Genomic DNA, 14,955 nt, shown 5'->3' on the forward strand with positions numbered 1-14,955 from the left:
GTAACCGATCGGCCAAGAGCGACAAAGCCCTGCGATCAGATTTGCCATTGCGATTGAGAGGGATTCTGTACGGTGCGGTGATACGGCCTGCCCCGACACCGGGGCAGGCACAGGGCTTATTTCAGGGGCGTAGCAACAAACTCCGGCAGTCGCTCGACCTGGTCAGCGTACGCGGCAAGCGCGGTATAACTTTGGACCTCGACCAAATGGGACACCCTGAACTGGGTGAAGCGCCAGGCAGCGGCCACGGTGACATCGGCCTGAGACAGCTGTGCCGTTGCAAGCCAGGGATTGGCGCTGGCTGCAGCCTTTTCCAGAAGCGCCAGTGCGGCATGCAATTGCTCGGTGACGCGCGTTTGCCAAGGCTCATAGTGATACGCGACCGGTTTGTTGTACTCATATTCAAGCTGAACCGCTTTTTCGCAAACCGCGAGACCAAGGCCAATCAGTGAAAGTACCTTTTGATGCTCCGCCGAATCTTTCGGCATCAGACTACGGTCCGGTGCGACCCGCGACTCCAGATAATCAAGGATCATCGATGAATCCATGATCATTTCGCCGTTTTCGCAAATCAGCGTCGGCGCCTTGACCACCGAATTGATGGTTCGAAACTCATCCGTATCGCGGAACACCGAGATCTGCCGATGCTCATGTTCCAGCCCCATCAGCCGCATCGAAACGGCCACGCGCCGAACATAGGGTGAGCCCATCATGCCAACCAGTTTCATCGCTTTCTCCTGAAGTATTGATTATCCGTTTTATCTAACCTTCCACTCCGTGTGCCACGCGGGGACAAAGAGCGAAACTTGCTGCGATCAGCTACACATCAATGCTTGAAAACGCCACCCTCGCCCCGTAGAACAAAGAAGCCCGTTGTGAAACTGTTTCAACGTCGCCGGTCGTCAAGAACGTGTTGCCGCCCGCTCTTGCACTGGAAAAACGAGGGTTGCTTTTCAGGTATTCAACCAGGCTCTCAGCGGCGGCGTTGGACTGGGAAATCAGCCGCATGGAATCCGGCAGTTCGCTGCGCCATAGATGTTCAACAATCGGATAATGCGTACAGCCCAGTATGCAAACGTCCGGAACGTGTGGAGCAGCGTTCAGGAGCGCATTGATATGGTTACGAATCTCAGTTCGCACTACGTCCTCAGGCGCACTTTGCTCAATGAGCAACGCCAGGCCCTGACAGGCTTGTTGGTAGACTTTTATAGCGGGACGCCGGTTACTGATTTGCAGCGCAAAGATATTTGACTGAACCGTGTGCTGGGTCGCGAAAACCGCGACGCTCTGCACCGGATCATCACAAGTAGCCTTGGCGATCTGTTCGGCGACAGGTGCAACAACGCCGATTACCTTGCGATCGGGATAAACCTCAGGAAGCCACGTCTGCTGCAATCTTTGCAGACTGGTGGCTACCGCCGTATTACAGGCGATGATTACCAGTGCGCAGCCATACTTGAAAAGGCGCGTCATGGCAGCCTGGGTCAGATCATGGATATCGTCGGCGGCATCATTGCCATAGGGCGCGTTTCCATGATCGCCCAAATAGACGAACTGCTCATTGGGCAAGACCGCCTCAAACGCACGCATCACTGTTAAGCCACCGCTGCCGAAATCAAATACACCAATCAATCTGAATCCCTCCTTGAATGCTCATAAGTTTTCAGATGGTGGTCGCAATGGCCGCAGCGACGCCGACATATAAAACACCTGTCACCACACTCATTTGGCGTTTTGTGCGAAGAATCTTCGCCGCATGCCCCGCCATCAGCATATACAGGGCATATACCGAGGTAGAGATGAATATCGCCGTCGCCACCAATGCAATGCACTGCGGGATATAGGGCAAGCCCTTATCGATGAACGTCGGGAACAAGATGATGTTGGTCAAAATACCCTTGGGATTTGTAAATGAAACAATCATGGCCCCGGTAAACATTTGCAGAGGGGTACGCTTGCGCGAAGTTGCAACTGCAACCTGGGAGTGCGAACGCAACGCTTTAAAAGCGAGGTAGAGCAAATAGACAACACCCAGCCATTTCAGCCAGAACAAAATACCGGGGTTATCTCTTACCAATATCCCCAGACCGGATAGAACTATAACGGCGTGCCCGCCACTGGCCAGGCCGAAACCAATGGCACCCGGAAATGATTCCTTGAAACCGTGATCCAGGGCTTGTGCCATGGAAAAGGCAACATTCGGCCCAGGCAGTATCGCGGCCGAAAGAAATACCACGCAAAACAATATCCAAAGTTGAAAGTCCATACTGCGCAATCCCCGCACACGTAGCGAATCCAGGATAATTAATTCATCACTGATGTTATTCATCCGGGTTTTGATACTCGGACACTCAGTTATCAAGCAGGCGAGCCGATCCATTTGGGAAGAAACGCTTTGATCCAGGTCGCCACCGCGGAGTCATGTTGATGCCAACCCGCAGTATGTTCGGCTGCAGGCTTGGTACCCGGTGCTTTGAGGCGTTCAGTGCCCAGCGTCGACCAACGATCGATCGTCTCGTAAGTCACTTCCGGGTGAAACTGCAACGCGTAGGCGTTAGTTGCATATCGATAGGCTTGAACCGGAAAGGTCGAGCCTGCGGCAAGTTGCGTGGCGCCTGTCGGCAAATCGAAGCCTTCGCTGTGCCATTGATAAACATGGTCGGGAAAAGGTGCACAGGCGTCAGCCGTTATCTCGTGAGCAGCAGCAAGCGGTGTTATCGGGTAATAACCGGCCTCCGTTGTCCCGCTATCCAGTCGGTAGACGCGTGACCCCAAGTGTCGAGTCAGCATTTGCCCGCCCAGACAAAGCCCCAGCAACGGCTTGCCTTCCTTCAATGGCTTGGCTAACCAGTCGATCTCGTCGCGAATATACGTGTCGTTGTCATTGGCGCTCATCGGGCCGCCGTAAATGGCCACGCCGGCGTGCTCTGCCATGCACTGCGGAAGCGGATCACCGAATCGCGGCCGGCGGACATCCAGCTCAAATCCCATTTGACTCAGGAGGACACCTACCCGGCCAGGCGTAGAGTGTTCCTGATGCAAAATAATCAGGACCTTGCGTGTTTGATCCATTGCACAACTCCCTGTGTTCAGTTGATCAACTTGATCCCGGGTTGATTTAAATCGATGCGGCGAAGGGAGGATTGCCGACCCACAGTTCGGCGAAATTCTGCGCCGCCGGGCCAGACCCGAGAATGCGATCAAGTTCAGCGATCTGAAGTCGTCTGTGGAATTGAGCGTTGTCATCGTAACGATGCAGCAACATCGCCATCGAGTGGGAAAATTGCACATCCCGCCACACCTGCTTCAAGGCAATGTCGGAATACGACAGCAAGAGATCATCCTTGTCGTTGGCATAAAAATGCTCAAAGGCGCGAGCAAGAATGTTGGCATCGGAGACGGCCAGGTTCAGCCCCTTGGCTGCAGAAGGCGGCACGATGTGCGCGGCATCGCCCGCGAGGAACAACCTGCCCTTCTGCATCTTTTCAGCAACAAAACTTCTCAGTTGCACAATACTTTTTTCGATGATTGCCCCGCCGTTGACTTTCTCCGGCCGTCCTTCAATCCGTGATTGCAAAAGCTCCCAGATGCGCGTGGCAGACCACTCATTGGGATCTTCATCCGGAGCACACTGCAGATAAATTCTTGAAACTTTCGGGGAGCGCATGGTGAACAATGCCAACCCGGTGTCATGACTGGAAAAGATCACATCCGGTGAAATGGGTGACATTTCGGCGAGAACCGCCAGCCAGGCAAAAGGATAGGTGTGCGAAAAACAGGTCAGCGCGTCAGCGATGTGTGGGCGGCAAATGCCGTGAAAGCCGTCGCAGCCGACAACAAAGTCGCACTCAAGCGTCTGTTGTCTGCCGTCATGCCTGAAGGAAACGGCAGGCGCGTTTCCATCGGTATTGTGAACCTGAACGTCGGCAGCATCGAACAGCAGTGGCGACTCGCTTTTTAAACGGGCTGCTACCAGGTCCTTGATAATTTCCTGTTGTCCGTAAATGGTCACCGTGCGTCCGGTGAGCGCCTGGAAATCCAGCTCGCGTGTCGCTCCGTCATAATGAAACTGCAGCGCAGAATGCACCATTCCTTCAGAAGCAATCCTCGAACCGACACCACTTTCAGTGAGAATCTGCACCGTAGCGGGGGTTATCTGGCCGGCGCGACTGCGGCCTTCTACGTATGCTTTTGATCGACTCTCAACAACGACGTTGCTGATATTCATAAGCGTAAGAAGCTGCCCCAACATCAATCCGGCCGGGCCTGCTCCAACGATTGCAACCTTTGTCCGCATGGGTTTGTCCCTCTGAGTTATAAGGTCTGAAGCGAAAAGCTTTTCACTGAATAACGCGTTCGCAAACACGTTGAAGCGGCTCTTGGATTAACGTGTCCATCGCTCACTTCAAGATGGTCATTTCTTTGAAATCAATCCACTCATGTACTGATTCAAATCGCGCAGATCATTAATAGTCCAGGCATGTGGCGGGATCTTCACAGCATTCTCTCGCAAGGTTTTTGGAATCAGACTTCCACTTGGACGAAGTATGATCGACGAAACAATAACGCCCGGATAATCATTGAGGCGTTTCTTGAAAGCGGCAGTGGTCAGATCAGGTGTTGGGGGGGTGCTTTTTCTGGCCAGTGGCCCTGTACCCTTGATATCGGCTCCGTGGCATACGGCACATCGTTGTGAATAAAGGTTCTTGCCGTTGCCCATATCCGCAAAGGCAAGTGACGTTTGAATCAGTGTTAATACAGCTAATAAAGGAATTAATGTCTTTTTCATTTTGACTCTGGCCTTGCTGAACACATCAGCTCTTGATTTGCCGCTATTCCCCGCAAAGTCTCCAATCACCAGCATCAATTCAAAGACAAAACAAACCACACACAACTACGCACACAACCAAGGGTTGTGTCGCAGGTACTTTTTATCGAGCTGTGGTAAACGGCAGAGAAACTATCTCGCAACCGGGACGTAATAAAACCTGTCACGGGAACGCCGTCGAGGAAAAATAAAAAATGCGCGGAGTGCCTTGGGGGAAAAGGCAAGCGGAGGTGAGTACGTATTTACAACGGAGGTATGAAACATGCCAATCCCTGTGCGCTTATAATTTTTATTGCCACGAGTACATCCTTACTCGTGGCCGGTAATCTCACACTTGTTTCCGAATATGTCAATATTCAAAAATTAAATTTGACAGTCCCATGTGCGATTTATGCACTGCCGAGTACGAATAGCAGCCTGCATTGTGGACGCCCAGCCTCTGAGACACAGAAGCTGACCGAGGTCTAACCTCTCACGCAAAACCAATGTGGGAGCGAGCCTGCTCGCGAAGGCGCTACACCAGCCACATATTGCATTGACTGAACGGACGCTGTCGCGAGCAGGCTCGCTCCCACAGTTTTTGCCGGTGTTGAGTCAGCCCTGGCGCTGAGATTCAGAAGCTGATCGCGGTTCACCGACCGGCGCAAAACCAATGTGGGAGCGAGCTTGCTCGCGAAGGCGCTACATCAGTCACTTATTGCATTGACTGAACGGACGCTTTCGCGAGCAGGCTCGCTCCCACAGTTTTTACCGGTGTTGAGTCAGCCCTGGCGCTGAGATTCAGAAGCTGATCGCGGTTCACCGACCGGCGCAAAACCAATGTGGGAGCGAGCTTGCTCGCGAAGGCGCTACATCAGTCACTTATTGCATTGACTGAACGGACGCTTTCGCGAGCAGGCTCGCTCCCACAGTTTTTACCGGTGTTGAATCAGCCTTGGCGCTGAGATTCAGAAGCTGGTCACGGTTAAACGACCGGCGCAAAACCAATGTGGGAGCGAGCTTGCTCGCGAAGGCGCTACACCAGCCACTTACTGCATTGACTGAACGGACGCTTTCGCGAGCAGGCTCGCTCCCACAGTTTTTACCGGTGTTGAATCAGCCTTGGCGCTGAGATTCAGAAGCTGGTCACGGTTAAACGACCGGCGCAAAACCAAAGTGGGAGCGAGCCTGCTCGCGAAGGCGGTACATCAGTCACCATTGCATTGACTGAACGGACGCTTTCGCGAGCAGGCTCGCTCCCACAGGGTTTGGGGGTGTTGAATCAGCCTTGGCGCTGAGATTCAGAAGCTGGTCGCGGTTTAACGACCGGCGCAAAACCAATGTGGGAGCGAGCCTGCTCGCGAAGGCGGTACATCAGTCACCATTGCATTGACTGAACGGTCGCTTTCGCGAGCAGGCTCACTCCCACATTTTTTGCCGGTGTTGAATCAGCCTTGGCGCTGAGATTCAGAAGCTGATCGCGGTTAAACGACCGGCGCAAAACCAATGTGGTAGCGAGCCTGCTCGCGAAGGCGCTACATCAGTCACTTATTGCATTGACTGAACGGACGCTTTCGCGAGCAGGCTCGCTCCCACAGGGTTTGGGGGTGGATGCAGGTTCAAGTGCATCCACCACGGGCCATTGGATCAGCCTTTTTCGTCGATCCCGGCTTGCAGGGTCTGGGTGTCCAGATGCCCGCTGAGGGTGACCGGACCGACTTTCAGGTTGCCGTTTTCCAGGGAAACCTTTGGTACGTTTTCCGCGGCTTTATGCGGCAGATCAAGGCCGGCTTTCACGCCGTAGTCACGGTTACTCAGATCCGTGCTGCTGACATTTGAACCACCCAGTTCAACCTTCCCTTGCGTCGCCGAAATCCGCGCGCCGGTCAGTTGTGTCGCGCCGCCAACTGCGAGGCTCACGCCTTGGCTGGCATTGATCCCGGACGCCTGCGCCACGCTGTCCTTGTGCGCGTACTCACCCTGCGCTTTCAGTGTCGGTTTGTAATCAGTGCCGGCGAGTTTCTCTTTATCGCTCGGTGGATTTTTCTTCGCGGTCAGGCCCAGATCGACATCGACCTTGGCGTGGTTGCTTGAGTCCTGACGGCTTTCGACGCTCAGATCACCCGCGACCTTGCCGCTGACAGTTTTAGCGTCGATCCGCGCACCCGCCAGCTGTGCATCTCCACCGCTGTTCAGCACCACACCGTCAGCCTTGATCTGGCTGTTCTGCTGCGTGCTGCCTTGCAAGTAATCCACACCGACTTTCGCCCCGGCGTTGAAACCGTGATCGCTGCTGGCCTTCTCATCAGCGGCGGTCGGGGTTTTGCTGCTCAGGTTGCCGCCGGCATTCAGCGCGACATTCCAGTTATTGCGGTTGTCAGTGGACTGCGCCGACTCCTGCACGTAACCGCCCTTCTGCGCATCAATGCTGACGTTCGGTGCGCTGACTTGCGTGTCCTGCAGATGAATCGAATCACCGCTCAGCGCGATGCCGTTCTGGCTGCTGAGTTGGCCACCGCTGAGGGTTTTCGAATCCTCGTTGACCCGACCGATATTGAAATTGCCGCTCAGATTACCGCCCTGATCACGGCTCTTCTCGCTGCTGGTTTTGCTGCCGCCACCCTTCAAGCCGCCGCCGAGGTTGCTGCCGGTGGCGGTGTGAGTGTCGGTGGCCGCTTGCAGATCGAGCTTGCCGTCAGCGTGCAGATCAATGGCGCCAGCGCTGTCGACTTTCGCGCCTTGCTGCACCTGATTGCCGCCGCTGCTCAACTGCACCGGACCGTTGCTGGTGATGCTTGCCACATGGGCCTGCGTGTCAGCACTCTGCTTGCCGGTGTGATCGAGCTGGAAACCGGCGCCGACATCAACGTTGGTGCCATCGGTGCCCGGCAAGGTGCCGACCGTCAGCGAGCCATTGCCGCGCAGACTGCTGTTATTGCTGCTCTGCCGGTCGTTGGCCTGATTAAGCGCCAGATCGCCGCCAGTCTTGATGCTTACACCGCCCTGCACGCCGTCGAAACGGCTGCCTGCGAACTGCGCATCGCCACCGACCTTGATGTTCACACCCTGGCTGCCGGCGTAACCGCCGACCACGGCGCTGGTGCTGTCCTTGCTCGAAACACTGCTGCCACCCGCGCCGCTGCCAGCGACGTTCACGTCTTCGCCGGTCTTGGTGTAGACGCGCACATCGACCTTGGCATCCACCGCGTTAGCGCTGCTGTTGTGCGTGTTGCTCGCGGCATCGGCAAGCAGTTGGTCTGCGCTGATGTTCACTTGGCCGGCACCGGCGTTGTATTGCGTGCCTTGGTCGTGCAGCGTGCCAGTGGTCTTCACATCGACAGTGCTGCCATCAAAACGGCTGACTACGGCGTTGTGGTTTTGCTCGGTTTTGCTGGCGCTGCCGTGACCGACTGCGACGTCGATACCAACGTTCGGCTGACCGAGATTGGCCAGTGCGTCCTTGTCCGGCACCTTGCCGTTGAGCACATCCTTGACCGCGCCTGCGATCGGCCGAGCAATGTCTTTGTATTCGACGTTGGCGCCGATGTCCGCCGACCAGTTGCTCTCGCTATGCGTGCTGCTGTCAGTGTTGCTGGCCGCACGGTTGTCGATCTCGTTGGCGGCGATGTTCAGACCGTTGCCGGCCTTGAGTTGTGCACCTTCGGTAGCGAGTTTGTCGGCATTGATCGTCAGGCCGCCGCTGCTCTGCACACTGGTGGTTTGCGCGGTGGTTTTGCTGGTGGAATCCTGCGCCGTGCTGTGGGCGAAATCGACGCCACTGCCGACACGGTCGAGGCCGCCGGTGTAGTAGAAACCACCGCCGGTGCTGGAGGTGTCGGTGGAGGTTTTGTGGCTGTCGGCTTCGGCCAGCAACGAGACGTTTTTGCCGCTCAAGGTCGTGTCGCCAGCAGTGGATTTCACCTCTGCGCCTTTGAGCGTAACGTCACCGCCCGCCTTCACCTGCACACTGCCACCGCTGAGGCTGGAGCCTTGCTGAGTGACGTCGTTGCTAGTAACGGTTTGCTGTTTGTCTTCGTAGTGAACCCCGGCGCGATACTGCTCCGGCGTTTGCTCTTTGGCGTACGCATCGAAGCCACGAGTGTGCGTGGTGTCAGTGCTGTCGTGAGTGTTCTGCGCAGAATGCACGTTGATGTCGCCCGCTGCATCGGCGGTCAATGCACCTTCGGCCTTGACGGTCGAACCAGCGACTTCAATGTCCTTGGCGCTTTTGAGCTTGAGGTTACTGTCGGACACCAGTTCGCTACCCACGGTGCTGCTGTCTTGGCTGTTCTGCCGCGACTCGTCCTTGGTGATGCCGAAGAACTTGCTGTCCTTGTCATGGTTGTTGCTGTGCGAGGTGTCCTGCACGCCATCGATGACCAGCGAACCTTTATCGCTGATCACGCTGGCATCGCTGCCGCCGCGCACCTGGCTGCCGCTGATGCGCACATCGTCAGCCTTGACGATCAGTTTGCCGCTGGCGTTGACCTTGCTGCCCTGATGCTGGGTCTTGCCCTTGTCGGCATCACCGGTCTTACCGAAGAAACCGCCGCCGACCAAGTCACCGGAGTAACGGTTGTCGCTGCTGCGATTGGTCCGTGTGGCGGTGGTTATTTCCACCTGTTTACCGGCCAGTTGCATGTCGCCGGCGCTGCTCAACTCGGCACCTTCGGAGCGCAACAACGCGGCGGTTTGCAGGGCGATGTTACCGGCCTTCAACTGGCTGGTGACGCTGCGCTGCTCTTCGCTGCTGCTGTTCCAATCGGCTTTCCACAGGTGCTTGCGGTGGTTGCCTTGATCGGTTTGCGTGTGGCTTTCAGTGGCGGCGGTCAGGCGCAGATCGCCGCCGCTTTGCACGTCGAGATTGTTCGCTGCTTCGACTTTGGCGGCTTTCAGTTCAGTGTCTCTGCCGGACGCCAGTTTGGCGTCGCGACTGGCGATAATCTGGCTACCGTGCTGGCGCGACTCACTGTCGGTCTGGGTGCGGTCGTAGGTTTCCCAGGTGATGCCGATGGTGCTGTTGTTCCAGTTTTCACGCTTTTCCTGAAGCTTGCGACTTTCGACCGTCGACAGGGTCAGGTTGCGTTTTGCATCGAGCGTGACGTCGCGGCCGCCAACATCAGTCGCGGCCAACGTCAGATCCTTGCCGCTGTGCAAAGCGACGTCGCCCTGACTGCTGCGAATACCGGCGCGGGTCACGTCGAGGCTGTTAGCCACGGCTTCACCGCTGACACTCAAGTCACCGGCCGAGCGAATCTGCACGCCGTCACGCCCGGCCACTTGCACCGCGCCCACCCGCACGCCTGCACCTTCGGCGGTGCTGACAATATTGATACGGCCGGCCTGCATCGCGCCAAACAGGCTGGCGTCGATGCGCTGATCGGAAGTATTGCCCGATGGATCGACGTTGCTCACCTGACCGCTGGCGTAATCAACCTGATTGCGCCCGGCCTTAAGGTTCAACTGATCGCGTGCCGTGATCGCACCCTGGCTGTCGATACGCGGCGCGATCAGGTTGATCGAGCCCTCACCGTTGCGCAGGCCACCGCTGTGAATCTGCAACTGACCGCTGGCGTCGCGTGTGCTCAGACTTTGCAGTTTGCCGTCATTCAATTCCGGACGACCGACCACGAGATTGGCATTCGGCGTGTTGATGAAGCTGCCGCCATTCACCGAGATGCCGTTGGGGTTGGCCAGCACATAATCGGCGGGCCGGCCGAAGATTTCCTGCGCGCCATTGATGGCGGACGGGTTGCGGCTGATCACTTCGTTGAGGATCACGCTCGCCGCCTGGCCTTGCAGTTGCGGGTTGGCCGCCAGTTGCCCGGCCAGTTGCGATTGCCCGGCCTGCAAGGCGTTGTTCAGCACCAGGCCTTGGCGGTCGACGTTGTAGTCGAGGAACTGGTTGTGCGACAGGCCCGAACCATTGGGCGCGACGATGTTGACGATGGGCACACCGCCCTGGGTCTGCAATTGCGCGGTGCCGCCGGGTCCCGGTGCGACCACGACGCCGCCGGCCATCGCGCTCGGCAGGTGCACGGCGAAGAACAGGCTCGCAATCGCCCAGCGCAATTTGCCCCGAGGCGAAAGATGAAATGCAAAGGTGTGTGCTGGCATAAAAACGTCTCCATGTGAGTACGGCATCACGTTGCGCGTTTAGTCTTGGCCGTGGCTGACGCGCTCAGATCCGACGGCTGTTTGTTCACTGCTTTGTTCACTGCTTTGTTCAGATTTGCAGGCCCACGCGCATCAGCCAGGTTTCAGGCTCGTGCTGCAGACCGTTCGGGGTGTTGAGGGCGCGTTGGTAATCGACGTCCACTTGCAGATTCTTCCAGCCCAGATTCACGCCGACACTGGCGCCACTCAGGCGTTGGCCCTGCGCGCCGTGATCAGCCTTGATCCAGCCGTGGTCGAGGCCCACACGCGGGGTGATCTGCAGCGGCCATTCGCTGCGCAGCGGCAGGCGCAAGGTGTTGCGCCAGATCGCGCCGCTGGCGCCGGAGGCACTGCTGACCCGGTAGCCACGCACCGCCGAATCGTCGGTGCCGAGAAGCTGTTCGATCGCTGGCAACGGATCCGGGCTGTATTGCAAATTGAGTTGGCTCTGCCACTGCCAGGCCTGCGCGCCAAGCTGACCGTTACGCCATTGGCTGAGGCCGGCGCGGTACTTGCGGAACTGCGCCTTGGGCAAATTGTTGATCTGCTGCTGCGAATCATCGTCGGCGCCAAACCAGCGCAGGCCCTGGGCGTAATTGACATCGAGGTTCCACACCGCGCGGTCGAGCCAGAACAGATTGAGTCCAGCCTCGGCCACGGTCAGGGTCGGGCTCTGAATGCCGAGGCGAACGTCTTGCAGATAGCTGTCGACATCTTTGTGCGCCAGTTGCAGGTTGGCGCTGAGCTGACGGCTCTGATCGCGCCACAACACACGGTCGGCGCGCAGACTGACTTGGTCGGTGATGCCGGTACTGTGGAAGGTCACGCTCGGCAGTTTGAACGGCGCGCGATATTCGGCGTGGCTGGCGAACACGCTATACGTCCAGTAGCCGTAAGGGATCGCGTAATACAGGCTGGCATTGCGGCTGTAGCGGTCGCCCTGATTGAGGGTGTCGCTGGCACTGATGCTCAACAGGTCGTTGAGTTGCAGCGGGCTGTCGAGACTGAGGCTGACGGTGTCGCGATCACGTCCGGTGCTGGCGCTGCCGAGATTGTCGATCCCGGCGTTCAAGGCCCAGCGCGAATGCGCGGAAGTGCGCGAACGCAGAATGATTCTTGAGGCGCCGGGCTGGCTGCCGGGGGCGATGTCGGCGGTGAGATCGATCGAACGCAGGCGATTGAGTTGATCAAGGCCCTGTTCCAGATCGCGCAGGTTCAACGGCTCGCCGAGCATTCCCGGGAACGCGCCACCCAACGAAACCGGCAGACTTTGATCGGCCAGTTCGATGGACTCGATGTAGCCTTCGTCAACACGGATATCCAGCGACTGCCCCGCTGCCGGTGCGCTGACCAAATACGGGCGGCTTGCGATGTAGCCCTTGTCGACGTAGCTCGCGGTGATGGTCGCGAGCAGATGATTGATCTGGCCGACGCCCATGCACGGCGCCAGCAGCGGTTTGATTCGCGCATTGAGCTTGTCGCTGTCGATCAGCGTGACGCCGCCGATGCGCGTACCGCTCAACGGCCAGCAACGTTCATCGGGAGCAACGGTTTGCGGGATGGCCGGGATGATCGGCGTCGGGCCGAACGCGCCGCGCTGCAATTGCCGTTTTCTTTGTTCAAGTTGCAGTTGTTGCAGATCGCGCTGTTGCTGTTGCTGCTGGCGCAGCACTTCCTGGCCCGGCGCGACAGGTTCGGCCGCTTCATTCGAGGAGGCACAGACACTCAACACAAAGGCCGACAGCAGCGGGCAAAGCGCGGAACGACGGCGGAAAACAGCGCGAAACGGATACGGCACGCAACATCCTTGCGATCATAAAATGGCGTAATGCCATGTCATCAATGATCGTGATAGTCGGAGCCCTCCTACACAAATGCAAGACGCTTCCTACAGCGCTTACATTTCTTAAACAATTGCTTTGCCTGACTTTATTGTCAGCAGCAAGGCCACGGCACTGCACGCTATCAGGGTTTCCCCGAGGGCTTGAAACCAGCCCGCGAGCATCAGCCCGGCGCCGATCAGCAGGTAATAAAGCAAGCCCAATAACGCCCCGGCAGTGCCCAGCCGATCAGCGTAATCGGCCAGCGCCGAACCGAGAACGTTGGGGATCGCCAGGCCAAACGCCAATACCACCAGCAGCATCGGCAGGACGAACGCGACACTGTTCTGCAGCGACCACACGCCCACACCACCGAGCAACGCGATGCCACCCGCGAGGCGAATCAACTGCAATGCCTTGAACCCGGCCGTCAATAAACGCCGGTTGAGCCATGCTCCAAAACCTGAGCCCAGCGCGAGGATCACGCCGCTGTAACCGAACACACTGGCGTCCACCTCCAGCCGCTGAAACATGAACGGAGCGAGGCTGTAATAACTGAACAACGCCACGTTGAACGAGGCGATCCACAGCGCCGAGCGCCAGATTCCCGGGTCACGCAACATGCGCCCAAGGGTTTCGAACAAACCGACATGGCCGGTTGGCGCTGTCCGGGTTTCCGCCAGGGTGTACCAGCTCCACAGCCACAACAGCGTTGCCAGCAACAGCAACGCGCCAAGCACACCGCGATAACCGAAAACCTGAACCAGACTGGCCCCCGTGAACACGCCAATCGCCGGGCTGGCCGCCAGCGCGATGCCCACCAACGAAAATACCTGCGCCAGTTCGGCGCCTTTGAAGCGGTCGCGCAACACGGTTTGCGTGACCACCGAACCCACCGCCGCACCGAAAGCCGCCAACACCTGCGCCAGTAGCAAGCCGTTGAAACTGCTGACCCGCAGGCCTAAAAGCGTGGCAATCGCATAGATTGCCAAGCCCGCAAGCATCGCCGGGCGCCGACCGATGCGATCACACAAACGCCCCCACACCACTACCCCGACGGCAAACGCGAGGAAATACACTGACAACGTCTGCGCCGCCGCTTGCGGGCCAACATTAAACACGCGCCCGATATCGCCGAGCGCCGGGCTGTACAGGGTTTGTGCGATCTGCGGAAACATCAGCAGCGCAATCGCTAGCCACAGGAAATGTCTGTTGTTCATTGTTCATCACTCCTCGCATTAAGCCGCCGAGGAGTTTAAGAATCGGTGAGTGGCGTATTATCCGAATCCTGCCAATTTATCGATGAAATCGGACAACCCATGGCTTGGCTCGACGCCCACGCAACCTTTGACGCTGATCGCTTTCAGGTACCGGTGATCGGTATCGCCTCGACCTTGGGTGATCACGACTCCGGCTTGCACCGTCATCAACGCGGGCAATTGCTGTACACGCGACAAGGCTGCACGCGAATTACCCTGGCGCAGCAATTGTGTCTGCTGCCGCCGTCGCGGGCGGCGTGGATTCCGCCGGGCATCAGCCATCGTGCGGTGATGCAGCAAAGTGTCGATTACCGCTCGATCTACTTGATCCCCGAACTGTGCGCCGAGTTGCCGCAGCAGGTCTGCGTGATTGAAGTCAGCCCGTTGTTGCGTGCGGTGCTGGAACCGATGGCGCTGGCGGCTTTCAACACCGATTGGCAGCTAGGCAAATTCGCCCACCTGCTCGGCCTGTGCCTGAGCGAAATCGCTGAAGCGGCGCAGCAACCGATGCTGTTGCCGTTACCTCAGGACAAGCGCCTAGCGCCGCTGCTGAAAACGCCGGATCGACTGCCACCGGAACTGCAAGTGCTGGAGCAGCAGATCGGCGCCAGCAGTCGCACCATCGGACGAATCTTCCAGCGCGAAACCGGCATGAGTTATCAGCAATGGCGCCAGCAGTGGCGCTTGATGCGCGCGATGGAATTGCTCGCCACCGGACGCAGCCTGAGTTACTGCGCTTTCGAAACGGGTTTTGCCAGCGACAGCGCCTTCATCGCCTTCTTCAAATCCATGACCGGCCACACACCGGGCCACTGGCTCAAGTGAACAACTGACGATCGGCGGCAGAAATCATTTGCGACCAAATATTACCTGCGTCATATTACAGCCGTAATAACGACCCGATCACGCAGGT

Annotated in this window: 10 protein-coding genes; 1 reads left to right on the forward strand and 9 read right to left on the reverse strand. The window is 57.7% G+C overall.

Going from position 1 to position 14,955, the window contains the following annotated elements:
• Window positions 1–116: 116 nt before the first annotated feature.
• The 9 genes from VY732_RS19940 to VY732_RS19980 all read right to left on the reverse strand — a co-directional run bounded on the left by VY732_RS19940 (window position 117) and on the right by VY732_RS19980 (window position 14,003).
• Window positions 117–728, reverse strand: a complete 612-nt coding sequence (locus VY732_RS19940) for a glutathione S-transferase family protein (RefSeq protein WP_331691578.1) — start codon at window positions 726–728, stop codon at window positions 117–119.
• Window positions 729–819: 91 nt separating this feature from the next.
• Window positions 820–1,632, reverse strand: coding sequence for a glutamate racemase (gene murI / locus VY732_RS19945; RefSeq protein ID WP_331691579.1), 813 nt, complete (start codon window positions 1,630–1,632; stop codon window positions 820–822).
• Between the two features lie 31 nt (window positions 1,633–1,663).
• Window positions 1,664–2,329, reverse strand: coding sequence for a LysE family translocator (locus VY732_RS19950; protein ID WP_161986593.1), 666 nt, complete (start codon window positions 2,327–2,329; stop codon window positions 1,664–1,666).
• A gap of 29 nt (window positions 2,330–2,358) precedes the next feature.
• Complete coding sequence (locus VY732_RS19955; RefSeq protein WP_077573779.1) at window positions 2,359–3,072, reverse strand: glutamine amidotransferase-related protein; 714 nt, start codon at window positions 3,070–3,072, stop codon at window positions 2,359–2,361.
• A gap of 46 nt (window positions 3,073–3,118) precedes the next feature.
• Window positions 3,119–4,297, reverse strand: coding sequence for a 4-hydroxybenzoate 3-monooxygenase (locus VY732_RS19960; RefSeq protein ID WP_212621452.1), 1,179 nt, complete (start codon window positions 4,295–4,297; stop codon window positions 3,119–3,121).
• A gap of 117 nt (window positions 4,298–4,414) precedes the next feature.
• A complete protein-coding gene (locus VY732_RS19965; RefSeq protein WP_116030947.1) occupies window positions 4,415–4,789 on the reverse strand; it encodes a c-type cytochrome in 375 nt (124 codons plus the stop codon).
• Between the two features lie 1,665 nt (window positions 4,790–6,454).
• On the reverse strand, window positions 6,455–10,924 hold the full coding sequence (locus VY732_RS19970; protein ID WP_331691580.1) for a hemagglutinin repeat-containing protein: 4,470 nt from the start codon (window positions 10,922–10,924) through the stop codon (window positions 6,455–6,457).
• Between the two features lie 109 nt (window positions 10,925–11,033).
• Entirely contained in the window at window positions 11,034–12,761 is a 1,728-nt protein-coding gene (locus VY732_RS19975) for a ShlB/FhaC/HecB family hemolysin secretion/activation protein (RefSeq protein WP_331691581.1), read from the reverse strand.
• A 108-nt stretch (window positions 12,762–12,869) separates the two neighbouring features.
• Window positions 12,870–14,003 (reverse strand): MFS transporter, encoded by a 1,134-nt coding sequence (locus VY732_RS19980; RefSeq protein ID WP_331691582.1) that lies wholly within the window; start codon window positions 14,001–14,003, stop codon window positions 12,870–12,872.
• Window positions 14,004–14,102: 99 nt separating this feature from the next.
• On the opposite strand from VY732_RS19980, the gene VY732_RS19985 reads away from it, so the two are divergent.
• The gene (locus VY732_RS19985) at window positions 14,103–14,867 is read left to right on the forward strand and encodes an AraC family transcriptional regulator (protein WP_331691583.1); all 765 of its coding nucleotides are present in this window, start codon (window positions 14,103–14,105) and stop codon (window positions 14,865–14,867) included.
• Window positions 14,868–14,955: the final 88 nt, after the last annotated feature.

The organism is Pseudomonas sp. ZY71, from assembly GCF_036542145.1.
In the GTDB taxonomy this organism is placed as follows: domain Bacteria; phylum Pseudomonadota; class Gammaproteobacteria; order Pseudomonadales; family Pseudomonadaceae; genus Aquipseudomonas; species Aquipseudomonas koreensis_A.